21 protein-coding genes are annotated in these 24,458 nt (G+C 62.2%); 6 read left to right on the plus strand and 15 right to left on the minus strand.

Annotated elements, in window-relative coordinates; all coding sequences use genetic code 11:
* Positions 1–24: 24 nt before the first annotated feature.
* Both ACQ66M_RS03575 and ACQ66M_RS03580 read right to left on the minus strand, forming a co-directional pair.
* A complete protein-coding gene (locus ACQ66M_RS03575; RefSeq protein WP_430401920.1) occupies positions 25–417 on the minus strand; it encodes a hypothetical protein in 393 nt (130 codons plus the stop codon).
* The gene (locus tag ACQ66M_RS03580) at positions 411–2,909 is read right to left on the minus strand and encodes a S8 family peptidase (RefSeq protein ID WP_430401922.1); all 2,499 of its coding nucleotides are present in this window, start codon (positions 2,907–2,909) and stop codon (positions 411–413) included. The genes ACQ66M_RS03575 and ACQ66M_RS03580 overlap by 7 nt, the downstream gene beginning before the upstream one ends.
* A gap of 258 nt (positions 2,910–3,167) precedes the next feature.
* Here ACQ66M_RS03580 and ACQ66M_RS03585 point away from each other — a divergent pair, with 258 nt between their 5' ends.
* Positions 3,168–4,238 (plus strand): mannose-1-phosphate guanylyltransferase, encoded by a 1,071-nt coding sequence (locus ACQ66M_RS03585; RefSeq protein WP_350171048.1) that lies wholly within the window; start codon positions 3,168–3,170, stop codon positions 4,236–4,238.
* Positions 4,239–4,242: 4 nt separating this feature from the next.
* Here the strand turns inward: ACQ66M_RS03585 and ACQ66M_RS03590 are convergent, their stop codons facing one another.
* The 6 genes from ACQ66M_RS03590 to glmS form a co-directional block, all read right to left on the minus strand.
* Complete coding sequence (locus ACQ66M_RS03590; RefSeq protein ID WP_350171047.1) at positions 4,243–5,169, minus strand: hypothetical protein; 927 nt, start codon at positions 5,167–5,169, stop codon at positions 4,243–4,245.
* Positions 5,170–5,200: 31 nt separating this feature from the next.
* Entirely contained in the window at positions 5,201–6,073 is an 873-nt protein-coding gene (gene rfbA, locus ACQ66M_RS03595) for a glucose-1-phosphate thymidylyltransferase RfbA (protein ID WP_430401924.1), read from the minus strand.
* Positions 6,070–6,960 carry a dTDP-4-dehydrorhamnose reductase gene (gene rfbD, locus ACQ66M_RS03600; RefSeq protein ID WP_430401926.1) on the minus strand — a complete coding sequence of 297 codons (891 nt, stop codon included), beginning with the start codon at positions 6,958–6,960 and terminating at the stop codon, positions 6,070–6,072. The genes rfbA and rfbD overlap by 4 nt, the downstream gene beginning before the upstream one ends.
* A 3-nt stretch (positions 6,961–6,963) precedes the next feature.
* The gene (gene rfbB, locus ACQ66M_RS03605; protein WP_430401927.1) at positions 6,964–8,007 is read right to left on the minus strand and encodes a dTDP-glucose 4,6-dehydratase; all 1,044 of its coding nucleotides are present in this window, start codon (positions 8,005–8,007) and stop codon (positions 6,964–6,966) included.
* Entirely contained in the window at positions 8,004–8,591 is a 588-nt protein-coding gene (gene rfbC / locus ACQ66M_RS03610) for a dTDP-4-dehydrorhamnose 3,5-epimerase (protein ID WP_430401929.1), read from the minus strand. The genes rfbB and rfbC overlap by 4 nt, the downstream gene beginning before the upstream one ends.
* A gap of 85 nt (positions 8,592–8,676) precedes the next feature.
* On the minus strand, positions 8,677–10,503 hold the full coding sequence (gene glmS, locus ACQ66M_RS03615; RefSeq protein WP_430401931.1) for a glutamine--fructose-6-phosphate transaminase (isomerizing): 1,827 nt from the start codon (positions 10,501–10,503) through the stop codon (positions 8,677–8,679).
* 239 nt (positions 10,504–10,742) lie between these two features.
* Between glmS and cysD the strand changes: the two genes are divergently transcribed.
* Both cysD and cysN read left to right on the plus strand, forming a co-directional pair.
* Complete coding sequence (gene cysD, locus ACQ66M_RS03620) at positions 10,743–11,657, plus strand: sulfate adenylyltransferase subunit CysD (RefSeq protein WP_430401933.1); 915 nt, start codon at positions 10,743–10,745, stop codon at positions 11,655–11,657.
* On the plus strand, positions 11,658–13,565 hold the full coding sequence (cysN, locus tag ACQ66M_RS03625; protein WP_430401935.1) for a sulfate adenylyltransferase subunit CysN: 1,908 nt from the start codon (positions 11,658–11,660) through the stop codon (positions 13,563–13,565).
* Positions 13,566–13,589: 24 nt separating this feature from the next.
* Here cysN and ACQ66M_RS03630 read toward each other — a convergent pair whose 3' ends face one another.
* Positions 13,590–14,045, minus strand: a complete 456-nt coding sequence (locus ACQ66M_RS03630; RefSeq protein WP_350171039.1) for a VOC family protein — start codon at positions 14,043–14,045, stop codon at positions 13,590–13,592.
* 45 nt (positions 14,046–14,090) lie between these two features.
* Here ACQ66M_RS03630 and ACQ66M_RS03635 point away from each other — a divergent pair, with 45 nt between their 5' ends.
* Positions 14,091–14,696: a TetR/AcrR family transcriptional regulator gene (locus tag ACQ66M_RS03635; protein WP_430401937.1), complete on the plus strand. Its 606-nt coding sequence runs from the start codon at positions 14,091–14,093 to the stop codon at positions 14,694–14,696.
* A gap of 91 nt (positions 14,697–14,787) precedes the next feature.
* Positions 14,788–16,302 (plus strand): acetyl-CoA acetyltransferase, encoded by a 1,515-nt coding sequence (locus tag ACQ66M_RS03640; protein ID WP_430401939.1) that lies wholly within the window; start codon positions 14,788–14,790, stop codon positions 16,300–16,302.
* Here ACQ66M_RS03640 and ACQ66M_RS03645 read toward each other — a convergent pair.
* Positions 16,299–17,519 carry a PepSY-associated TM helix domain-containing protein gene (locus tag ACQ66M_RS03645; RefSeq protein ID WP_430401941.1) on the minus strand — a complete coding sequence of 407 codons (1,221 nt, stop codon included), beginning with the start codon at positions 17,517–17,519 and terminating at the stop codon, positions 16,299–16,301. The genes ACQ66M_RS03640 and ACQ66M_RS03645 overlap by 4 nt on opposite strands.
* Positions 17,513–19,657, minus strand: coding sequence for a TonB-dependent siderophore receptor (locus ACQ66M_RS03650; protein WP_430401943.1), 2,145 nt, complete (start codon positions 19,655–19,657; stop codon positions 17,513–17,515). The genes ACQ66M_RS03645 and ACQ66M_RS03650 overlap by 7 nt, the downstream gene beginning before the upstream one ends.
* A gap of 278 nt (positions 19,658–19,935) precedes the next feature.
* Between ACQ66M_RS03650 and ACQ66M_RS03655 the strand changes: the two genes are divergently transcribed.
* A complete protein-coding gene (locus ACQ66M_RS03655) occupies positions 19,936–20,946 on the plus strand; it encodes an NAD(P)H-dependent glycerol-3-phosphate dehydrogenase (RefSeq protein WP_430401945.1) in 1,011 nt (336 codons plus the stop codon).
* 270 nt (positions 20,947–21,216) lie between these two features.
* Here the strand turns inward: ACQ66M_RS03655 and ACQ66M_RS03660 are convergent, their stop codons facing one another.
* From ACQ66M_RS03660 to ACQ66M_RS03675, 4 genes are all read right to left on the minus strand, one after another.
* Entirely contained in the window at positions 21,217–21,609 is a 393-nt protein-coding gene (locus ACQ66M_RS03660; RefSeq protein WP_430401947.1) for a helix-turn-helix domain-containing protein, read from the minus strand.
* 218 nt (positions 21,610–21,827) lie between these two features.
* On the minus strand, positions 21,828–22,841 hold the full coding sequence (locus ACQ66M_RS03665; RefSeq protein ID WP_430401949.1) for a phytanoyl-CoA dioxygenase family protein: 1,014 nt from the start codon (positions 22,839–22,841) through the stop codon (positions 21,828–21,830).
* Positions 22,838–23,488: an acyl-homoserine-lactone synthase gene (locus tag ACQ66M_RS03670; RefSeq protein WP_350171031.1), complete on the minus strand. Its 651-nt coding sequence runs from the start codon at positions 23,486–23,488 to the stop codon at positions 22,838–22,840. Before ACQ66M_RS03670 ends, ACQ66M_RS03665 begins: the two co-directional genes overlap by 4 nt.
* A gap of 74 nt (positions 23,489–23,562) precedes the next feature.
* On the minus strand, positions 23,563–24,342 hold the full coding sequence (locus ACQ66M_RS03675; protein ID WP_430401951.1) for a helix-turn-helix transcriptional regulator: 780 nt from the start codon (positions 24,340–24,342) through the stop codon (positions 23,563–23,565).
* Between the last annotated feature and the right edge of the window lie 116 nt (positions 24,343–24,458).

Here is a 24,458-nt window from a genome sequence, read left to right on the forward strand (position 1 = left end):
GCCCGGCGCTTCGGCGCCGGGCCGTCACATCGTGACCCTGATCTGGTCGATGCGGGCGCGCTCCTCGCCGCCGCAGACAATGCTGATTGCCTCACGCTTCGCATTGCCGGCGGATTCGCGATAGCCCGCATGTCCGGGTACAGCCGGTCCGCCCGGCGACAGTTCGAGCGTGAGCAGGCCGGGTGTGCTGCTCGGCACCGGCGTCAACAGCCAGGGCCGGTCGTCATCAAGCGACAGCGCCACGATCATCTTGTGATCGCCCGAACCAATTCTTGGCATCTTGTCCACCCAGGCTGTGGCGCGCGTCACCGCCGGGCAGTCTGAAACAGGCTGCTGGGGCGACAACATATTGCTCCATAATGTGCAGCCACCAAGCGGCGCCAGCATCAGCGACAGGAGCCCCGCGCGCCTTACCATTTCGTGCCCACGGCGAACCAGGCAACACTTTCATCCCCTGAACCACTGATATGGTTCGGCGATGTCGACAGCGCGGCCGAGGCTTCGCCCGTCCAGTCGCCGAACAGCCTGAACCGGTAGCGGGTTTCATAATCAATCTGGCGGCCGCTCGGCGTCAGGCCCGCTTCGATATCGGACTGCACGATGGCCCCCCTGTCATCGATACCGGTCGGCGCGAGGAAGCGGATCGTGCCGGTTTCGGCCCGGCGCGGCTGCGCGACGACCAGGCTGAGCGCGCCCGGCCCGACCGGATGGGCGGCGCCGAGCGACCAGCGGCTGGTCCAGATATCGCGGCTGTCGATGCCCGGCAGGTCGATGCTTGCCATTTCCATGCCGGATGACAGGGTCAGGCGCCCGAACGGGTTCAACTGGCCCTCCAGCGAATAGGCTGTCATGGCGGTCTGGTCAGTTTCGCCGAAACGGTCCTGCAGGCTGCCGCCCAGCGCGGTCTGTGTGTCCGAAGCCGACGATATACCGGCCCGGACGGACCAGAACCGGGCATCGCGGCCAAGGCTGACACCTGTCAGCGACCGCGTCTCCTCGGTGGCGGTAAACAGGTCCATTGTCAGGCCGAACGCGGTCTCGTGGCTGACGCGGGCCCAGCTGCCGCTGGTCGAGAAAGCATTGCCGATGCCGGGCTCGTTGAACAAGGTGACATCCGGCGCCAGGCGGGAAATGCCGCCGCCCCGGCCAAATTCGACCTCGCCGCCATTGAAGCTGTAGGCGGCCTGGAAATTCGTGACGGGGTCTGCCTGATACGGCGCCAGACGGTCTTCCTGGACACGTGGCGTGAACCAGGCAAGCGAGAGGTCACCCACCGCGACGGCGCGCGACTGGCTGGCGGCCCAGTCGGCCCGTGTGTTCATGTCGACAATCCGCGATGCGAGCAGGCCCCGAGGCAGGCGTTTCGCCGTCGCGTCGGCATCGAGGCGGAACCCGCGATCATACTTGTCCTGGAAGACAAGGCCGTTGAACGCGCCGGAATTGGAAGCCCAGTCACCAAATGCACCGCCGGACGGGGCCAGTGCTTCGCCCAGGCTGACGCGGTCAAGCGATATGCTGAGCGTCTGCTGGCCCTGCGGGCGGAACGCCTCGGCGAGATTCATGATACCGACACCCGACACAGAGTCTGCGCCTGCACCCGCCGTCGCGCCCGTGATCAGGTCGGGGCTCGCATCGACATAATCGTCAGCCGTATCGAGCAGGATCTGCAGGGCCAGTTCCGGGTTCTGTTTCAGGTTCGGGAAGGCATCGAGCAGCAGCGCCAGCGCCCCGGCCACATAGGGCGCGGAGAAGGATGTGCCGGATACGCGGTAATAGTCGCCGTCGGAATCGGCGTCATTGCAACCGGATGTCTGCGCACCGACGCAGGTGAGCAGGTCCGGATTTGAGATGTCGTCATCAAGACCGGTCGTGACGATGCCCTCACCGGGCGCCAGGAGGTAATAATTCTTCGTCGCATCGCCGGCGCGGTTGGAGAAGTCTGATATCCTGCGACCGGTATCAATGGAACCAACGGCCACAACCCGGCCAAGTGAGGCGGCCTCGCCCGCGATATAAGCCGGCTCCGACGGGGTCTGGCCAACGGCGTCGACCGGATTGCCCATATCGTCCGTGCCGGCCGGCTCTGCATCATTGCCGGCGGAAATCACGACGAGGATGCCCGCCTGGGCTGCCCGCCTTACCGCATTCTCGAGAGTCGAATTCGTATCAACCTCGCCGCCCAGCGACATGTTGATAATGGTTGCGCCCTGCGCGATGGCATAATCGATCGCCCTGACCAGATTGCTGTCGGCAAACGTGCAGCCCTCATCTTCTCCGGTCCGGGCACAACTGCCCGGCGAGTCGGCGCGGATATCCAGCACGGAGGCTTCATAGGCAATGCCATGGATCCCGTTCGGCACATTGTCATCGGCCGTCGTCTGGAAATCGTCCTGCCGAACGGCAGCAATGACGCCCGTAACCAGGGTGCCATGGCCTTCAGTATCTATATCGCCTGGCTGGCGGACCTGTGTGAGCGAATTGCCCGCGCTGTCATATCCGGGGCACGCCGTGCTGGCGCAAACGTCATAGGTCGTGATCGTGGCCCCGTCGAAATCGGGATGATCGGTGATCGAGCCGGTATCAATGACGGCTACCTTTATGCCCTGCCCCGTCGCGCCAATCGCATAGGCCGACGACGCGCCGATCAGGGGCAAGCCGACCGTTGCATTGTATTCGCGCGTTTCAAACGCGGACGGCGGCGCAATCGTGCTCGGAAAGGATGCAGGCGGCGGCGGGGGAGGTGGAGGCGGCGGGGGTGGCGGCGGAGGGGGCGGCAGGGGTGTCACGGCACTGCCGCCCCCTCCGCCTCCACCGGCACATGCCCCCAGCATCAATCCGGTCGGCACCAGCAAGGCGGCTGTCAAAACAAGCCGGATCGACGTCCTGCAGTTCTTTTCGTAACCGGGCACAAGGGCGCTCCTGAGTTGATTGATGCTAGGCCTTCAGCTTCTGGACCGGATGGTTGGTTTACCACGTTAATAAAGCGTTGCTTTGCCACCCTGCGCTGTCAAGCCAGCCTGAGCTGCTGGCGACAGGCCTTGCGCAGTTCAGCCGGGCATGGCGCCTTTGCGAGACTGGATATTTCAGGGCGTCTCTGAAATAAGGATCCGGGGCTGGTCTTGCTGACGAACTGCCCGCAATACATTCACCAGGAGCCGCTTGCGTCCATGAAAATCTATCCCGTAATCATGTGTGGCGGCTCCGGAACGCGGCTCTGGCCCGTATCAACGTCACGCACGCCAAAGCAGTTCGTGAACCTTGTGTCCGATACGTCGCTTTTTCGCCAGACGATTGCGCGGCTGGCACCCGGCGAGGACGGTCTCGATCTCGCCGCGCCGATTGTCATCAGCAATGCGCGCTATCTTGGCCTGATCAATGACCAGCTCGAGGCAGACGGCATATCGCCGCTCGCCATCCTGCTGGAACCATGCGCCAGAAACACGGCGGCGGTGGCCGCCCTTGCCGCAGATTTTGTTGGCCGCATCGACCCTGAGGGACTGGTCCTACTGCTCCCCTCCGATCACTTCATCGGCAATCCCGGCGCCTTCAGGCAGGCCGTTGCCGAGGCGGCAGCGATTGCTGCGGCGGGCCGCATCGTGACCTTCGGCATTTCGCCTGACCGGCCCGAAACCGGCTTCGGCTACATCAAGGCGGGCGAGCAGATCGCACCCTCGGCCCATGCCGTGACCGCATTCCGCGAGAAGCCGGACCATGAGACCGCCTTGTCCTACCTTGCCGATGGCACCTATTCCTGGAATGCAGGGATATTCCTCTTCCCGGCCGACCTGATGCGCACCGAACTGGAAACCCATGCCCCGGACATCATGCGCGGCGTAAAGGAGGCGCTCGACAGGACAGATACAGACGGAACGGTCCACCATATCGACGAAGCAGCCTTTTCCGGGGTGCGATCCATTTCCATCGATTATGCGGTCATGGAGCATACCAGCCAGGCCGCCGTGTTCGGGCCGCTCTCATGCGCCTGGAGCGATGTCGGCACATGGCCGGCCGTCGGCGATCTGCAGACATCCAGCGGACCGGTTGAGCCGGTACTGATCGACGCCAATAATTGCACAATTCATTCCGGAGAGGGCGTGCTGGTCGCCGTCATTGGCGTGGAAGACCTGGTCATTTCGGCGCATGATGGCGCTGTTCTGGTCATGTCCAAGTCACGCGCGCAGGATGTCAGCCGTGTGATTGAGGCCCTGAAAGGGCGTGGACTGGCCGAACGGTATTGAGCCCTCAGGTAAACTCGACGCGCTCCTGCGAGAAATAGAAGAGCGACCTTGTCTCCTCGTCTATATCGTCGCTGCGCGCCAGAAGCAGCTTCTGCATGGCATGCTTGCGATCCTTCAGCGCGTGCTCGAAATCCGCTTCGATCAGGCGGTCGACGCCGGTCGCGATCATGGCGTCACGCACCTCCATGTAGAGTGTCAGCGACCCGCCAAGGAACATGGATTCATAAGCGATCTTGCTGGCAATCTTGTCATGGATATCCGCGTATTGCAGCTGGCGCTCCATGGTCGACTGGCGCTTCGTGATGAAGTCGATCTCGTGGCGGTATTGCGGATGGCGCAAATAATAGTTCTTCAGCGCGATCATGTCCGTGTCGATCTTGCTCTGGAGCGAATCCGGCAAGCTGTCGCTGAGTATGATCACGATGTCGATGTCCGACCCCTTGACCATCTCGCCCGACACAAGGTGCTCGCGCGGCTCATTATGAGCGAGGAAATAGGCAAGGTCGCCCGCGATGAACGCGCACATGGACGAGCGGATCTCACGCGGCAGGTCGAGGAAGAGCGACTTCATCACCTGCTGGGCCAGCGCGATCTTCTCGCGGCTGATCTCGCGGTGCATGTTGGACAGGCTTCCCTGGCGCTCGATCATCTGGTCGCGCTGGCCTGGCAGGCCGAACAGTGAGAATGACAGGAAATCGCGCAGGATGGACGGGCTGAGCCGCACCTGGTCGTCGCGGGTAATGTCAAAGCGCAGGTAATAGCTGGCAAAGTGGGATACGTGCAGCGCGCGGCTCTGGTAACAGGCCTGCCAGAGGGCAAGCACGGGAATCTCCGGCAAGGCAGCGGCCAGCTCCTTGCCGATCATTGGCCCCTCCGCATTCAGGAGGTCGACAATCCGGGCCTCGACCTGGGTAATATCGGGAACAGGCATGGCATTTTTTCCCAGTCTGGTGACACCAGCCTTATTGGGCGGATTTGTCCAGCAAGGCCAGTAGGTAGGTCCGGTAATCATTGCTGTAGGCCCGCGCGAGGGCTTCCAGCGCGCCGTCATCAATGAAACCCTTGCGCCAGGCGATCTCCTCCAGGCAGGCAATTTTCAGGCCCTGTCGCTTTTCCAGCGCCTGTACGAAATGCGAGGCTTCCAGGAGGCTGTCGAACGTGCCGGCATCCAGCCAGGTCGTTCCGCGCGGCAGTTTCGTCACCGACAGGTCACCGCGTTCGAGATAGACCTTGTTCACGCAGGTGATTTCCACTTCGCCGCGCGGCGAGGGTGCGACCGCCTTGGCAATCTCGACGACGTCGGCATCGTAGAAATAGAGGCCCGTAATGGCCTGGTTGCTGCGGGGCTCAGCAGGCTTTTCCTCAATCGATACCGGCGCGCCGTCCGGCGACAGCTCAACAATGCCGAACCGGTGGGGGTCTGGAACCTGGTGCGCAAAGACGCAGGCCCCCGTCGTCAGGGCGGCGGCGTCCTGCAACTGGCCGGTCAGGCCGGCGCCGTAGAAGATATTATCACCCAGCGCGAGCGCGGACGCGCCTCCGCCAATGAATGCCTCACCAATGATGAAGGCCTCGGCGAGGCCGCGCGGCTCATCCTGCACGGCATACTGGAAGGCGACGCCCCATTGTGCGCCATCGCCCAGCACCGCCTTGTAGGCATCAAGATGCTCGCCAGTCGTGATGATCAGCATGTCCCGGATCCCGGCCAGCATCAGCGTCGAGATCGGGTGATAGATCAGTGGCTTGTCATACACCGGCAGCAGGTGTTTCGAAACGCCGCGCGTAACGGGATACAGCCGCGAGCCCTTGCCGCCAGCCAGCACGATACCTTTCATGCGTTTGCAATCTCCCGAATGAGGACAGGCATGGCTTCGTCCAGCCCCTCCTGCCAGGGTGGCAGGTCGATCCCGAATACATCCGCAGTGCGTGTCATGTCGAGCCGTGCATTGAGCGGGCGCCTGGCAGGCGTCGGATAGGCAGATGTCGGCACGTCGCTCACCCTGGCAACCGGGCCGCCATGACGCGCACTGGAGGCAAAGATGTCCCGCGCGAGGCTCGCCCGGTCCGTCTCGCCCTGCCCGGCAAGATGATAGATGCCCCATGCGTCAAATCCGGGCTCGGCAATGCGCTGCGCTATCGCAAGAAGCGCCGCGGCCAGCGCAGGCGCGTAGGTCGGGCAGCCGACCTGGTCCGACACGACCGACACGTCTTCGCGCGTACTGGCCAGGGACAGCATGGTCCGGACGAAATTATGCCCGAAGCGCGAGAAAATCCAGGACACGCGCACGATGAGGTGTTCGCCGAGTTCCTGGGCGACAGCATGCTCGCCATCGAGCTTGGTCCGGCCATAGGTGCAGATCGGGTTGGTCGCGTCGTCAGGACGGTAGGCACGCGGCAGGTCACCGTCGAATACGCAATCAGTCGACAGGTGTACCAGTGGGACGCCCCGTTCCCGGCAGGCCAGCGCGAGGGCGCGCGGGCCGTCAACATTCAGCCGGCGTGCTTCATCTGGCTCTGCTTCGGCCCTGTCGACCAGCGTGAAGCCACCGGCATTGATCACCGACACCGGCATGTTCTGGTCGAGCGCCTGGCCCAGCGAGGCAGGATTTTTCAGGTCTGCATCGGGGCGGCCAAGGCAGACGACGCGCGCTCCACCGACATGGGCCAGCGCCTGCGCCACCTGGCCTGTGCGGCCAATCACGAGAACCGGGCGCGCGTCCACGGTTCAGGCCTCGACCTTGCCGAGGCGGTCACCGGCATAGACGCCGTCGCGCAGCGGACGCCACCAGTCTGCATTGGCCAGATACCAGTCAACCGTATCGGCCAGCCCCTGTTCGAAATTGCGCGAGGGCGCCCAGCCGAGATCGCGTTTGATCTTGCCGGCATCAATCGCGTAGCGCCGGTCATGCCCCGGACGATCGGTCACGTGTGTGATGAGGTCCGTATACGGCTTTTTCGCCGGGCAGCGCGCTTCAAGCAGGCTGCAAATCAGGCGGACAATCTCGATATTCGTCTTTTCGCTGTTCCCGCCGACCGCATAACTCTGGCCGGGCACACCGGCTTCGGCAACGCGCAAAAGCGCGTCGGCATGGTCTTCCACGTGAAGCCAGTCGCGCACATTCAGCCCGTCGCCATAGACAGGCAGCGGCTTTCCATCGAGTGCGTTGAGCAGGACCAGCGGAATGAGCTTTTCAGGAAACTGGCGCGGGCCGTAATTGTTCGAACAGTTGGATACGACAACCGGCAGGCCATAGGTGCGGTGCCAGGCATGGGCCAGATGGTCGGCGCCCGCCTTGGTCGCTGAATAGGGCGAGGACGGATCATAGGCTGTTGTCTCGTCAAACAGGCCTTCAGCCCCCAGCGAGCCGAACACTTCGTCTGTCGAGACATGTACGAACCGGAAGCCAGCCGGCCTGGCCTGTTCGAAATGCGCCCGCGCGGCCTGTAGCATCGCAAACGTGCCGATCAGGTTCGTCTGGACAAAGGCACCGGCGCCATCAATCGACCGGTCGACATGCGTTTCAGCTGCAAGGTGAAAGATCACGTCCGGCACTTCTGCCCGCACCAGGTCCATCATGCGCGCCAGGTCGCAGATATCGGCCCGCACCAGCCTGAAACGCGGATCGCTTTCCAGTGGCGCAAGTGAGGCCGGATTGGCCGCATAGGTCATCTTGTCGACAACGGTGACATGCGCCTCGGGCGACTGCATCAGGCGATAGCAAAGGGCCGAGCCGATGAAACCTGCGCCGCCGGTGACAAGGTATTTCATCGCGCCGCCCCCATCATCGCGCCGGGGAACGGCACGCCGATATCTGACAGGTGCGGGTGCCTGCGATCCCGGTCCGACAGGGTCAGGCTTGCGGCGGGGAACGGCCAGTCGATGCCCAGCGCCGGATCGTCAAAGGCCAGGCCGCGATCGGCGTCCGGAGCATAATAAGCGGTCACCTTGTAGGAAATCTCGCAATCTGGCTCCAGCGTGCAGAAGCCGTGGGCAAAGCCCGCCGGCACGAACAATTGCTCGCCGCCCGCAGCGCTCAGTTCCGTACTCATCCACTTTCCGAAATCTGGCGAGCCGTCCCGGATATCCACCACCACATCGAGAATGCGCCCGCGCGTGCAGCGCACCAGCTTGGCCTGGGCATGCGGCGGCAGCTGATAATGCAGGCCGCGAAGCGTTCCGGTAACAGCCGAGAGGGATGTATTGTCCTGCACGAAGGCGCAGTCGATCCCTGCCTCGGCATAGAGGCGTGCATTGAACGTCTCGGAGAACCAGCCCCGATTGTCACCGATACGCGCCGGCTGGATATGAATCACATCCCTGAGGACTGGATCGGGGCGGAATTCAGGCTTCATAAGAGCGCTCGTCAGCTGTTGCAGCAGGCGTCTGCTTTCGGCCCTGGCCTATAGCATGAACGCGTATTCCCGCAACGCGTGAAGGTCATTCCACCGTGACGGATTTTGCCAGGTTGCGCGGCTGGTCAACATCCGTACCTTTCGCCACCGCCACAAAATAGGCCAGCAGCTGCATCGGAATAGCCGCCAGGATCGGCATGGCGATCTCGTCGGCATCGGGCAGGCGAATCACGTGATCGGCCCGGTTTCCGGCCAGTTTGATGCCCTTGTCGTCCGAAACCAGAATGATCCGGCCGCCGCGTGCGCGAACCTCTTCCACATTCGAAAGCGTCTTCTCGAACAATTCGTCATAGGGCGCGATGACAACGATTGGCAGGTCCTGTTCGATCAGGGCGATTGGGCCATGCTTCAGCTCGCCCGCCGCATAGCCCTCGGCATGGATGTAGGAGACTTCCTTCAGCTTCAGCGCGCCTTCCATGGCGAGTGGATAATAGCGTCCCCGGCCAAGGAACAGCACATCCTTCGCCCTGGTCAGCGTCTGGGCAATCGCCCTGATATCGGCTTCCGCTTCCAGCGCCTCCGTCACCTTGCGCGGCAGCGACAGGAGGCTTTTCACATATCGCGCTTCGTCGCCGGCTTTCAGATGGCCGCGCGCCCTGGCGGCCGACAGGGCGAGGACTGCGAGCACCGCGAGCTGCGCCGTGAAGGCCTTGGTCGAGGCGACACCGATCTCAGGCCCGGCATGGGTCGGCACGATGGCCTTTGCCTCACGGGCAATCGAGCTTTCCGGAACGTTCACCACGGCAATCGCCGGCGACTTGTTGTCCCGGCAATAGCGAAGCGCCGCCAGCGTATCGGCGGTTTCACCCGACTGGCTGACGAACAGGGCAGGCCCCGTCATCGGCAGGACCGGCCTGCGATAGCGGAATTCGGACGCAATATCGGTCTCGACCGCCAGTTGCGCGATCTGCTCAAACCAGTATTTCGCCGTCATGGCGGCGTAATAGGCCGTGCCGCAGGCAATTGCGACGGCGCGGTCGGCGCCTGCAAAAATCTGTTCCGTGGTTTCCCCGACCTGGATCGTCTGGGTGGCCTGGTCGATATAGGGCAGGATCGAGCGGGCCAGCGATTCCGGCTGCTCATGGACTTCCTTCAGCATGAAATGGTCATACTCGCCGCGCTCGATCAGCGCGTCATTGACCGCCGAGGTGACACGCGGACGGTTCACCCGGTCGCCCCGTGTGTTGCGGATATCCACGCTGTCAGGGCGCAGGACCGCCCAGTCGCCCTCTTCCAGATAGGTCACGTCCCGTGTCAGCGGCGCCAGCGCTATGGCATCAGACCCGAGATACATCTCACCTTCGCCATAGCCGAGCACCAGCGGGCTACCCTTGCGCGCGCCCATCAGCACGCTTTCCTCGCCGGAAAAGATCACCGCCAGCGCAAAGGCGCCATGCAACTGGCCAAGCGTCGCCTCGAACGCGTCGACCGCGCTCATGCCGCCTTTCATGTTCTGGTCGATCAGCTGGGCGATGACTTCGCTGTCAGTTTCGGATTCAAATACCCGGCCGGCCGCTTCAAGTTCGGTCCGCAGGTCGCGGAAATTCTCGATAATGCCATTGTGCACGATGGCCACGTCGCCAGCCATGTGGGGGTGTGCGTTCGTCTCATTCGGCTTGCCATGGGTTGCCCAGCGCGTGTGGGCGATGCCGGTCGTGCCATCGATGGGCAGTTCTTCAAGCCGCGCCTGCAGGTTGACGATCTTGCCCTTGGCGCGGCGGCGCTCGATCTTGCCGAGGCTGGAAATGGCGATCCCGGCGCTGTCATAGCCCCGGTATTCCAGGCGTTTCAGTCCGTCGATCAACCGGCCTGCAACAGGCTCTGATCCCGCAATCGCAACAATGCCGCACATACTCTACCTCCACGAATCTGATCGTGTAGATAAACCCCCGCATTCGGACTGAATAATGACAGTTTGTTGGGAATTGCGACAATCGCACGGCATTTTCGGTAAAATCGTACCGCATTCAACACACTGGGTGCGATACTTGCAGTCGCGACTGTATAGCAGCTCTCACAAGTCAATTTGATACCGTTCACGCCCTTTCATCCCCATTCTTTTGGCACTAGGACGACGGAATACGAAAAAGGATGCTTCGACCCTTGGCCAAACTGACCCATCTCGACCGGCTTGAAGCCGAAAGCCTGCATATTCTGCGCGAAGTCGCGTCAGAGTGCGAAAATCCCGTCATGCTCTATTCGGTGGGCAAGGATTCCGCCGTCATGCTGCACCTGGCGATGAAGGCTTTCTATCCGTCCCGGCCGCCCTTTCCGCTGATGCATGTCGATACGACCTGGAAATTCAGCGAGATGATCGCATTCCGCGACCGAAAGGCCGCCGAGATGGGCATGGACCTCCTAGTTCACATCAATGAGGACGGCGTGCGCGATGGCGTCGGCCCCTTCACCCATGGCTCGGCCATGCATACCGACGTGATGAAGACTGCCGCCCTCAAGCAGGCGCTCGACAAGTACAAGTTCGATGCCGCCTTTGGCGGGGCCCGGCGCGACGAGGAGAAATCCCGCGCGAAGGAGCGTGTCTTCTCGTTCCGCTCGGCCGAGCATCGCTGGGATCCGAAAAAGCAGCGCCCGGAGCCGTGGAACCTCTACAATACCCGCATCCACAAGGCCGAGAGCATCCGCGTCTTCCCGCTGTCGAACTGGACCGAGCTCGACATCTGGCAATATATCCGCCGCGAGAATATCGAGATCGTCCCGCTCTATTTCGCTGCCCCCCGCCCGGTCGTGAACTGGAACGGCGTCGACATCATGGTCGATGACGATCGCATGCCGGACGAACTGGCACGCACGGCCGTCACCAAATCGGTCCGCTTTCGCACCCTCGGCTGCTACCCGCTGACCGGCGCTGTCGAAAGCACGGCCGCCACGCTCGAAGAAATCATCCAGGAAATGCTGCTGACCACGACGTCAGAGCGCCAGGGCCGCGTCATCGACGCCGACCAGGCCGCCTCCATGGAGAAGAAGAAACAGGAAGGCTATTTCTAGATGCGCCTCACCGACGACCTGATCGCCTCAGACATTGGCGCCTACCTGCAAAAGCACGAGGACAAGTCCCTCCTGCGCTTCATCACCTGCGGCAGCGTGGATGACGGCAAGTCGACCCTGATCGGCCGCCTTCTCTATGATTCCAAGATGATCTTCGAGGACCAGCTGGCCTCGCTGGAGGCCGATTCCAAGCGTGTCGGCACGCAGGGACAGAATATCGATTTCGCACTGCTGGTCGATGGACTGGCGGCCGAGCGTGAACAGGGCATCACGATTGACGTTGCCTACCGCTTTTTCGCCACCGACAAGCGCAAGTTCATCGTCGCTGACACGCCCGGCCACGAACAGTACACGCGCAACATGGCCACCGGCGCCTCCACCGCAGATGTCGCCATCCTCATGATCGACGCGCGCAAGGGCATCCTTACCCAGACGCGCCGCCACAGCTTCATCACCACGCTGCTCGGCATCCGCCGCCTCGTGCTGGCCGTGAACAAGATGGACCTGGTCAATTACAGCCAGCAGGTCTTCGATGACATTGTCGAGGATTTCTACGATTTCGCCGATGAACTCGCGACCGATCTTGAAATCCAGCCGATCCCGATGTCGGCCCTTGCCGGCATCAATATCACGGAACGGTCCAACGAGACTGACTGGTATGATGGCCCGAGCCTGATGGAATACCTGGAAACCGTGCCAATCGGTGACAAGCGCCTCGAGGCGCCGTTCCGCATGCCGGTCCAGTGGGTCAATCGCCCGAACCTGGATTTCCGCGGCTTTTCCGGCCAGATAGCCGCTGGCACGGTGAAGCCGGGTGACAGGATCAAGACCCTGCCGTCGGGACGCCAGTCAACCATCACCCGCATCGTCACGGCCGGAGGCGACCTTGACGAAGCCGTTGCGGGCCAGTCCGTCACGCTGACGCTGGCCGATGAGGTCGACTCCTCGCGCGGCGACGTCATCGTATCGGCCGACAATCCGGCCGAAGTGTCCGACCAGTTCCAGGTCCGCGTCCTGTGGATGAGCGACACGCCGCTCCTGCCAGGCCGCCGCTACCTCCTGAAGATCGGCGCGAAGACCGTCACCGCCACAATCAACGCGCCGAAATACGGTATCGACATCAACACGCTGAACGATATGCCCGCCAAGACCCTGGAACTGAACCAGATTGGTGTCACGACCCTGTCGCTCGATCAGGCCATCGCCTTTGATCCGTATGATGACAACCGCGAGATGGGCGGCTTCATCCTGATCGACCGCCAGACAAATGACACGGTCGGCCTTGGCCTGATCGACTTTGCGCTGCGCCGGGCCTCCAACATTCACTGGCAGGCCATCGACATCGACCGGGCGACCCTCGCCGAACAGAAGGGCCAGAAGCCGGCCGTTCTCTGGTTCACCGGCCTGTCCGGTTCAGGCAAGTCGACCATTGCGAACGCGCTGCAGAAACGCCTCTTCGCGCTCGGCAAGCACACATTCATCCTCGACGGAGACAATGTCCGCCACGGGCTCAACCGCGATCTTGGCTTCACCGATGTGGACCGGGTCGAGAACGTGCGCCGTGTGGCCAACGTTGCGCGCCTGATGACGGATGCAGGCCTCATTACCCTTGTGTCCTTCATTTCGCCGTTCCGCGACGAGCGCCAGATGGCCCGCGGCCTGATGGCCGATAACGAGTTCATCGAGATCCATGTTGATACACCGCTGGAAGTCGCCGAAAGCCGGGATGTAAAGGGCCTTTACAAGAAGGCCCGCGCCGGCGAGATCAAGCACTTCACGGGCATCGACAGCCCGTATGAGGCGCCGCAGAATCCCGAGCTGCGCATCAATACGGTCAGCCAGTCGCCGGAAGACGCCGCCGAGGAAATCCTCGGCTACCTCAGGCAAAAGGGCTTCCTCGCCGACTAGAAGCCAAATGGCTGGCGGGTCTCGTCAGCCATTCATCTCTTTCGCCCACAGGGCCTGCATGTCTTTGGGCGACACGTCACGCACCTTGGTCGCCAGTGACCAGGTGTAGCCGAACGGGTCGACCAGCGTGCCCGTCCGGTCTCCAAAGAACTGGTCTCTCACCGGGCGGACCTCCGTACAGCCGAGTTCCAGCGCACGGGCAAACATCGCATCGACATCGTCGACGCTGATATGCAGTTTGACGGGTGATCCGCCGAGCGTGTCGGGGCTGAGCGCGCCAAAGTCCGGATACTCGTCAGACAACATGACCATGGAATCCCCGAACTGGAGTTCGGCATGCCCGATCCGCCCGTCGGACGGGTCCACAAGGGCGTACAGTTCGACCGCGCCGAAGGCATCCTTGTAGAAATCCATGGCTTCGCGCGCGCCGTTCACGGCAAGATAGGCTGACAGGCTCCGGCAGGCAGTGGACTGGGACATGACTTTCTCCTTGCAATATTCAATTACGTTACGTACCGTTTCGTAATGAGTAAAGCGAAATTGTCTTCCGTCCCGAAAAATCCTGGGCGTCCGCGCAGCGAAACGGCCCGGCGGGCAATTCTCAAGGCCGCGCGCGAGCTGATTGAGGAGCAGGGTCCAGCGCGGCTCACTGTCGAAGGCGTCGCCAGCCGCGCAGGCGTAGGCAAGCCGACTATCTATCGGCACTGGGCCAATGCGCAGGAACTCGCCATGGCCGCCTTCGTCGACCTGCCGGACCCTCATCCGGCTGGCACGGGTGAAGGGTCCACGCTGGATGACCTGCGCACGCTGCTCCAGGATCTCGTCGCACGCCTCGATTCCCGGCGGGGCCGCCAGATGGCCCTGATGCTGGCCGGGGCCGAACCGGAAAGCGAACTGTTCAAGGCGTTCAGCAATCGCGTAATGATGGACGGGAGGCGGCGCGGTGCCGACATCCTCGACGCCGTGAAGGCGCGCGGCGAAATCCGTTCCGACATCGACACCGGCCTCTGCCTCGACCTCATCTTCGGCGCCATCTTCTTGCGCCTTTTATTGGACCATGCCCCCCTGGGGGACACGCTGGCAGACGAGGCCATTGCGCTGGTGCTGAACGGGGCATCCGGCCCGCTTTAGGGCTTTCCCCAACGTCCCGTCTCGAAATGCGCCGCGCGGCAGGCTAAGCCCGTTGCAGATACAGATTTGCAGACCAAGGGAGCACGCAATCATGGCCAAGGGAGACATGCCCGTCCTCGTCGGTACCGGACAAAGCCTCAGCCAGTGGGATGGCAGTTCAGGTGCTGACGGCGCCCCCTCGCCGCTCTCCCTCATGGTCGACGCCTCAAGAGCGGCCCTTGCCGATACCGGCGCCGCCAGTGTCGCTGCCGCCGTCGATACGATCGCTGTCGTGCGCATCTTCGAGGATTCCGTCGGCGCCGGACACCATCCCCACGGCCACAATACCAACCTGCCCGGCACGCTCGCCCGCGACATCGGTGCAAAGCCTGCCCGCCTGATCTATGAGACCGTTGGCGGCCAGAGCCCGCAGGCCCTGGTCAATGAAATGGCCGCCCGCATCCATGCCGGCGAGGTCGAGGTCGCGCTGATCTCCGGCTCCGAAGCCAACCGCGCCTCCAAGGGCGCCCGCCGGCACAAGGTCGAGATCGACTGGGCCGATGGCACAGATGACGCTTTCGAGGATCGCGGCATGGGCCCGATGCTGCTGAGCCGGGAAGAGATCAAGCACGGCCTCGTCGCGCCCGCCTATTTCTACGGCCTGTTCGAGAATGCCATCGCCGCCCGCGAAGGCCGCACCCGCAGCCAGCACCGGCTTGCCATGGCCGAACTTTTCCAGCCCTTCTCTGCCGTCGCCGCGCAAAACCCCATGTCGCAGTTTCCCGTCGAACACAGCGTTGAATTCCTCTCGACGCCCTCACGCGAGAATTATGAATATGCCGACCCCTTCCTGAAATGGTTCATCGCGCAGGACGCCGTCAACCAGGGCGCCGCAGCCATCCTGATGAGCGAAAGCAAGGCCGATGAACTCGGCGTGCCGCAGGACAATCGCGTCTACCTGCATGGCGGCGGCGAGGCCGGCGACGACCATATCTCTCTACGTCCCCGCATCGACGGCTCATGGGCGATGGAACAGGCCCTCGGCCGCGCACTCGACCAGTCCGGCGTCACCAGCAGCGATATCCGGCATTTCGATCTCTATTCCTGCTTTCCCTGCGCTGTCTTCTCGTCGACCGCTGCGCTCGGCATCGACTGGAAACATGATTCCCGCGCCCTCACGCTGACCGGCGGCCTGCCTTTCTTCGGTGGGCCCGGGAACAATTATTCGCTGCACGGAATTGCTGAAATGTCGCGCAGGCTGCGCAATTCGCCCGGCGACCTCGGCCTTATCCTCGCCAATGGTGGCTGGATGACAAAGGAGGCCGCCGGCATCTATTCCACGACACGGCCGAAGGCCTTCTTGCCGGCTCAGCCTGCCGCGAAGCCCGGTGACCAGGTCGCGCTCTGCAACAATGACTGCGAGGCTACGCTCGAAACCTTCACCGTTACCCACGGCAAGGCAGGCCCCGAAAACGGCATCATCTTCGCCCGCCTCGCCGATGGTCGCCGCACCCTTGCGCGGGCGACGCCCGCCGCGCTCGCCGTGCTGCGAGAAGACGCAAGCCCCGTTGGCCGCAAGGTGGCCATCAAAGTCGATGGCGAAGTCGGCACGTTCGACTTCGCCTAGAGCACGAAGGGCGCCAGGACGAAGGCGAGAAGTGTCAGGCCAAGCGCCGGCCAGCGTGCCAGTCCCATGCCGCGCCATCCGGCCACAAGGCCCTGGCGCCAGCCCGGTGCTTCGCCTCCGGCCCTGGCGATCCGCAGCGCATAGACCGCCACCCCGCTGAGGGCGAGCCCGGTCAGGCCAAGCCCGAACAAGAACCAGATCGTCTTCGTCCAGTAGCCGCCAAACGTGCCGAAATGCAGCGGGTCGGCGCCTTCTGAAATCCGCTGGTGCGCGTTCAGCTTGCGCGGGTCGACAATCGCCAGCACCTCGCCGTTCTTCGCATCTATCCAGACAGAGTCGACACGCGGGCGCACCAGGATGGCGCGTCCACTGGCGCCGTGCACATGGAACATGGGCGATTTCGGTGTCGGCCAGATTACAGCCTCGACGCGGAAACCGGGCAGTTCCGCCTGCGCCGTGGCAATCCCGGTATCAAGCGCCTCGCCCAGCGCGTCCGCTGACGGCAATGCCTCCACCGCCAGAGGAACGGGGCGCTCGGGGCCCGGCGCATTTCCGCCGAGGACTTCAAACAGGTACCAGAAGCCGGTCACGATCAGTATAATGATAAACCAGATCGACCAGATACCTGCCAGCCTGTGCGCATCCCCCACAACGGCGCGCAGCGTCCGCCCGCGCGGCCAGCGCAGGAATCCGCGCCACCAGTTCTTGTAGACCGCGAAAGATGTCACCAGCGACACGAACAGCAGGACGGCCGCAATCGACACGATCGGCACGCCGAACCTGACCGGCAGCATCAGGTGGCGGTGCGTATTGCGCAGGAAGCGTTGCACGCCCAGCCATGGTCCCTCGCCGGTTACCTCGCCCGTGCCCGGATGGACATAGACATGGCGCGCCTCGCCATCGGTCCGCACAACCACGTCCGCCGCCGCCGCCCCGTTCAGCGGCGCGCTGAGTGTCACGATGCGCGCCTCCGGGTCATGCGCCGCAACGGCGGCCCCGATCTCACCCCAGCTGACAGGGCGCTCGGCACTCGCCGGTGACACCCACATGGCCGGACGCAGCATCCAGTCCAGTTCGTAGGAAAACACCGCCAGCGTCCCGGTCAGGAAGACAAAGGCCAGGAATAGCGAGACCTGCAGCCCCGCCCATTGGTGCACGCGCCACCACAGGCGCGTACCCTTTCGCTTGCGTCTGGCTGGCCGGGCCAATGTCACCATTGGCGCGTGACTTCCAGGAACACCGAACGTGGGTCGCCCGGGAAATGCCCGGTCCGGTCGATGAAGCCGCTCGACGCATAGGTCTCGTCAAACAGGTTGTCGATACGCAGCAGCGCCTTCCAGTCATCAATCTCACAGATGATCGATGCGTCAAACGTCATGTAGGGGCGCACCTTCTGCCCGCTGATGCTGCGGCGCACGTCCACATAGTCGCCGCCAAAGGCAAAGGCGGTGTGCAGAATCGGCACCTGGTAGCGTGTCCAGAAGCCGACCGTGTTCTCGGGCGCATTGGCGAAGCGGTCACCGACGGCATTGCTCAGGTTCGTCTGGCTATTCGTCCTGGTGATGCGTGTGTCATTATAGGCATAGGAAATCGTGCCGACCCAGTTCTCGGTGATGTCCGTCGTGACATCGATTTCAAAACCCTCGCTCGTGATCTCGCCGAAGGCGACCATGTCATCCACACCGTCACCATCGACATCGCCGCGCGGGTCAGCCTGCAGGATATTGGTACGGATGATCTGGTAGACAGACCCGGTCGACTGGACGCGCCCGCCGAACAGGTCAGTCTTGACGCCGCCCTCGAGGATCTCGCCCTCGGTCGGTTCGAACGGCCCGCCCGCCAGAGGGTTCTGGCTTCCAATACCTTGTGGTTCGAAGCTCTCCGCCCACTGGCCGAACAGCGAGACATCATCGCGCACGCGATAGACAAGGCCGGCTCGCCACGTCATCGCGTCATCCTCAAACACGTCGCCGCTGATCAGGTTCTTGTCCTCGAACGTATCCTGGCGAACGCCCACCACAGCGATGACCGGGCCGATCGTCGCCTCGTTCAGGGCATAGACACCGTAGCGCGTCTGACGGCTCTCAGTGATACGCATCGGCGGCAACAGGTAGCTTGTGGAATCAGTCTCGCCATATTGCGGGTCCAGCAGGCTCAGCGGTGTCGGGAAGCCTGGCTCGGCGGTGGTACCGCCGGCAAACGACACGCCGGTGAAACCGGCGTCGGAGGTAAACCAGTCGCCCCCCACGAGTACCCGGTTCTGCACCGGGCCAAGATCTGCCGACCAGACCGCATTGGTACCCAGCGACAGGCTTTCGGTCTGGCGCAGCTGGTCGCGGTACTGGCGACGCGAACTGTCGACCACGCCATCCCCATCGGAATCAAACAGGCCGAACGGCTCGTGATAATTCTGCACTTCGGTGCCGTCATTCCAGCGAATGCCGAAATCCACGGCCAGCCCCTCGACCGGTTCGGCCGTGACCCTGGCCTGCAGCACATTCGATTCAAGGTCGAGGAAATCGGTCGGCTCATTATGGTTCCAGCGCCGGTCGGCAATGAAGTTCCCGAGATCATCCGTCGGCACACCGCGCAGGCGGTTGCCATCCAGCTTCTGCTCATAACGGGTCGCCTGCAGCACCAGGTCGGCAAAGCCGAGATCGAAGCTCAGGCCGCCATCATAGATATTGGTTTCCGACCCGGCATTGCGGCGCGGGCCATGCTGGTCCTCATAGAAAATACCGAGACGCCCGGCCGTGCCCTCCAGGGGAAGCGCGCCGGTCACTTCCAGCGAGGCGCCCTTGCGCCCCTCGGTGCCGACCACGCCGGAGACCGATGCCGCAAATTCCTCGCTCGGTGTCTTGGTGACATAGTTGAACAGGCCACCCGGCGCCCCGGCGCCATACAGCATGCCGGCAGGCCCTTTCAGGAACTCGACGCGCTCGACATTGAACAATTGCGGCACGGAGAAGCCCGCATAGGGGTCGCCGCGCAGGCCATCGAAAAAGTTCTCTTCCTGGCGGTAGCCACGTGCCGTGACACCGGCATAGCTGAACACGCTGACGCCGGAGATATTTCGGTACAGGTCCTGTGCATCGCGCGCGCCCTGGTCCTCGATGAGTTCGGAATTGATCACGGTGATCGCCTGTGTCGACAGCATCGGGTCGGTCGGCATCTTGCCGGTCGTCGTCTGTTCCACCCGGTAAAGCTGCTGGGCGCGGGACGTCACGATCACTGTTTCCTGGCGCAGTTCCGCGCTGCCTGCCTCACTGGCTTCCTGCGCCTGCCCGGCAAGGGCCGACAGGGCGACGCCTGCGGCGAGCGCTGCAAATTTCTGCGAGTATGTATTCATTGCCATGGGGGGAGGTCTCCGCTTCAGCCCGATCAGGACGCCCGCCTAACAGAGATGAGAATGGTTCGCAATAGTAATGAGAATGATTTTCATAGTCGTTCGCAATTGCGGCAGGATTGCACCAGACCTGTCAGCCAGATGTCTCGAAAAGAGGACATATTCCGGCTTCGTCCGGCAGCTTACGTGCCGTTTTGGGGCATCGGCTGGGCCACTTGTCCCCCATTTGGTGCGCTCCGCGCGGCTGGGCGCTTGCCCCTTTTTCCAACATGTCCCAAGGTCGGTGCATGACGACACACTTCCACAGGATAGGCGTAATTGGCGGCGGCGCCTGGGGCACGGCTATTGCCCAGATGCTTTGCCGCGACGGGCAGGAGGTCATCCTCTGGTGTCTCGAGGCCGAGGTCGCAGACGCGATCAATTCCACCCATGAGAACACGGTTTTCCTGCCCGGCGTGCCCCTGAAACCGACCCTGCGGGCGACGACGAGCCTCGCTGACCTCTATGATCAGGACGCCCTGTTCGCGGTCGCTCCGGCCCAGCATACCCGCAAGACACTCGCCGCGCTCAAAGGCCATATCGCGCCCGGCACACCCGTGGTGCTCTGTTCCAAAGGCATTGAACTCTCCACGGGAAACTTCATGACAGAGGTGCTCGCCGACGAACTGCCAGAAGCCAGTCCCGCGGTCATGTCAGGTCCCAGCTTTGCCATCGATGTCGCCAAGGGCCTGCCAACCGCCGTGACGCTGGCAGTGGAGGACGAGGCCATCGGCGCCGAGCTGATCCAGGCCATTTCGACACCGACTTTCCGCCCTTATCTGGCCGGAGATCTGCTCGGCGCGGAGATTGGCGGCGCGGTCAAAAACGTGCTCGCCATCGCCTGCGGCATCGCTCTCGGCAAGGGCCTTGGCCGCTCGGCCCATGCCGCCCTGATCGCGCGCGGCAGCGCCGAGATGACCCGGCTTGCCCTTGCGCTCGGTGCAGAGCGTGAAACCCTGTCCGGCCTGTCAGGCCTTGGTGATCTCGTGCTGACCTGTTCGTCGGAAACCTCGCGCAACATGAGCTGCGGCCTCGCGCTTGGCCGGGGCGAGACGCTGGCCTCCATCCTCGCCGCCCGCAACAGCGTCACCGAGGGCGTGGCCACTGCCCCGGTCCTGCGCCGCCTTGCCGGCCAGCATCATGTCGACATGCCGATCTGTGAGGCTGTTGCCGCCGTGATTGAAGGCGAGATCAGCGTGGACGATGCGATCACCACCCTCCTCATGCGCCCGAACAAGGCTGAGAGTGTGCTCGTCTGAAGACTTCCTGGGCACTTGCGCTCAGTGGGTATTCCGAATCGCAGGCGAGTCTCTCATGCCTTGCACGGACGATCGACCTGAGGGCGCCTCGTGCCATCAATGCGAATGGGTACAGTTACCGATTCTGCCTAATTTCGTATGGCGCCAGAAAACGTAATGCGCAGATCCTGGCCAGGAAGTTCTGGAGATCCCATGGGCTATGATCTTGCAAGCTCTGTGTCATCCCGATCCGCAGATCGCGCCTTCTGCTGCTGGACCGTCTCACAAGACTTATTTGCCACCACCGTCGTAAATGGCCTTCAACACCCTGGCCATCAGGTCGAGCGTCTGCTGCGACTGTGTCCGATCAATCATCTTGTGGCAAAGTTCGCGTGACTGGTCGGCTGCGGACTTTGGTCCGGCCTTCTGCAGGGACGGGCTCTCGAACAGGTCCGCCAGCGGCACAGCCAGTATTTGGGAAATCTGCATCAGGACCCCGGCACTCAGACGGTTACTGCCTGTTTCATATTTCTGAAGCTGCTGATGGCTGATACCGAGCGCCTCGCTGAGGTCGACAAGCGTCATTCCATGAGCGATCCGGAATTTGCGCACATTCCTGCCGACCTGTCGGTCGACATCGGTTACCGAGCGGGCAGCATACGCCTTTCGCAATGGCTTTTTCACTATCCTCCTCCCGCAGGATCCTGCCGATCCCAATTATCTATACCATCCACGATAGATCGAATCAGAAAGCAGGTCGAGACTGTGTCAGTCGCGCGCCCATGGCAGCGACGCGGAGAATGAAGGCAGGTGTTTATCCAACACGCCGCACCCGCATTTGATGACAGTGTGCGAGGGACACGACGTGGAACATACCCTACCAGAGGCTTGCTAAATCCGGGTCAGGTTTCGCTTTTGGTGGGAGCCTGGGTGTCGAATGCCTCGGCGAGACGAAAGCCCGGCCAGGGTTTCGGCCAGACGACCGGGTAGTCTGCTGAGAACAGCCGATCCCCGTCCCTCAGGTCATGTGCCACGCCAGCCTGCGGGATGGCGCCCGGGCGGTCGCGATAACGGATGCGATCGCCGCAATACCTGAATGACATGGCCCGTCTCCAGGTATCAGACCGGTTGCCCCCGGCGCCGTGCACGGTCCTGACGTCATGAATGATGACATCGCCCGGTTCCACGTCGAACGAGACAATGTCATAAAGCTCCGGCGCCGCTTCAATATCCGGACAGCGGATCTCGGTGGATGTGCTGATCGGTGTCTGGGACACGAACACGTTTGGCGCAAATGTCTGGCCCCAGAGATGGGATCCGCGGACATATTGTGTCACGCCGTTCTCTAGGCCGGCTGGGTCAAGCGGTATCCAGACGATCACGCACTGCTCGCCTTCGATCTGGAAATAGGCAAGATCCTGGTGAAAGGCCGTTTTCTGGCGTGTGTGCGGCGCCTTGACGAAGGTCGTATCCTCCCAGAAATTCAGGTAGCGCGCATCCAGCAGCGTGCTGACGATCTCAGGAAGCGCCGAATCGAAAGCCACTTCCCGCACACCCCTGTCATGCCTCCAGGCAGCGACATCATAGAAAAATAGTCCCATCTCGTCGGATGGATCCTCCTCCCTTAGTGGCCGGGCCTCCACGTCAGATCGCACGAGCGCTTTCATACGGTCCATATCGAAGCGGTCCGCAGCCCCTGTATCGATCGGCCTGTCCGCGTCCCAGACCTGCCGGGAAAGCGCTTCGAAGTCATATCCAGTCGGGGATGCGCGCAGACCGTCGGTCTGGCGCGCGACGGCCTGTCGAAGGTGGTCTATTTCGCGAGGCGCCAAAACTTTGCGCAAGCATACGACACCGTCGCGCGAGAAGGCCGCCTGCTGCGCTGAGGTTGGTACTCGTTGATCCTGCACTGTCATGCGACACGGTTCCCCTCAGAAGCCTGCCTGGTCCCCAGGTACTGGGCAACGATCTCCTCTGCATTGCGAAAGCGATCAAGCTGGCGGTCGAACGTCTCTTCATCAATACGCGATACAGCCGGAATCCAGGCCCAGTCATCTCCGTTCCGTCTTGGCAGGCCGAGCGGCTCGGTATGCCAGACGCGCTGGACGAGATTGAAGAATTTCTGGTGCGTGAGCCAGCTCAGCCTGGTGATGCGATTGTCGAGACAATAGGCGGTCAGTCCGAGCCCGATGCGGCAGCGGACACGAAAATCGTCGACAGGATCGGTTATCAGAGACCTGTCGGTGACAAACCGCGAGCACTCCCAGACATCCTTTCCCACCGGATAGGGCTGCAGGTTGCAATAGTCGGCAAAGAGGTCGCTGAGCATGTGAGGCCGCATCGTGGGATTGAGCCTTGATGTCCCGACGACCTCTCCTTCCGGCGTGCGGACTATGACATAGACAGTCTCATCCGTGTCGAACTGGTCCTTGTCATACCCGGGCTGGATACCGGGAATGTCCCAGCCCCATTCGCCGACAACAATACGGTAGCGCATCCTGTGCATGGCATCGAGCAGATCCCGGTGCTCATCGTGTCTGCCGGGTGTGATAATCTTGAACATGGGTTGGCCTCCTGAATGACAGAGGCAGTATTTCGCAGCAGCAGCTTGGCGTAATGTCCCCTTTCGGGGACTTGTCAGGGAAAGATCTGATGGCGGGCAATCGCGCTTGCGACAAGGTGGGCCCGGTTGACGGCGCCGAACTTGTCACATGCCCTGCGGAGGGTCTTTTTCACCGTGTCTTCCTGGATTCCCAGAATTTTTGCGATTTCCCAGTTTGACTTTCCTGCAGCCACGAACTGAACGCATTCGGTCTCCCTGGCCGTGAGTTCGGCGACCCTTTGATAGGGAAACGGACCATGCATGACCTCCAGATGATAGTAGGCGACCTGGCAGACGAGTTCCAGTTCCGCGACCTCGAGCGGAGAGAGATCGGATTTCGAATCGCCGCCCAGCGATACGCCTCCGGACACGCTTTCAAGAGCGTGCATCGGGAACATCATGCCGTCAGTGAGGCCAAAATCATGCACCATGTCGACGACCTTCCTGCCCGCGCGTGACGCGTAGGCGCGTGCCTCAGCCCAGGTGAAGGGTCTCTTTGAGCGCAGGGCGCAAATCGCGATCGGATCATGCAGGATCGCTGCCTGGTTTCTCCGCGCGGCCTTGAGCTCATCAGGCCAGTTGGAAACGTAGAGTATGTCCTTTAACGGAACATTCAGCGGGTTGACGAGCTGTCCGAGAAACACCCTGTTGAAGCCATAGGATTCGATGAAGCCGGCAAGCACCGTGATCGTCTCGGCACTCGTCCTCGTCGTCAGTATCAGCCGGATGGCATGAAGGACGGCAGACCCGTCATAGTCGCGCATGGAACCTGTCTCGCTCTTGATGAACTCACTTATCTTCTGCTGCCGAAGCATCCGGCCCCGGGATCAGCAGGGGCGCCGACGCACCAGAGCACACATGTCATGTTGCACAAACTTCCTACCTATGGTTTAATATTGCAATATTCAATACCGCTCATGATCACGTGACA

Source organism: Hyphomonas sp. (assembly GCF_965284475.1).
Taxonomy (GTDB): Bacteria; Pseudomonadota; Alphaproteobacteria; order Caulobacterales; family Hyphomonadaceae; genus Hyphomonas.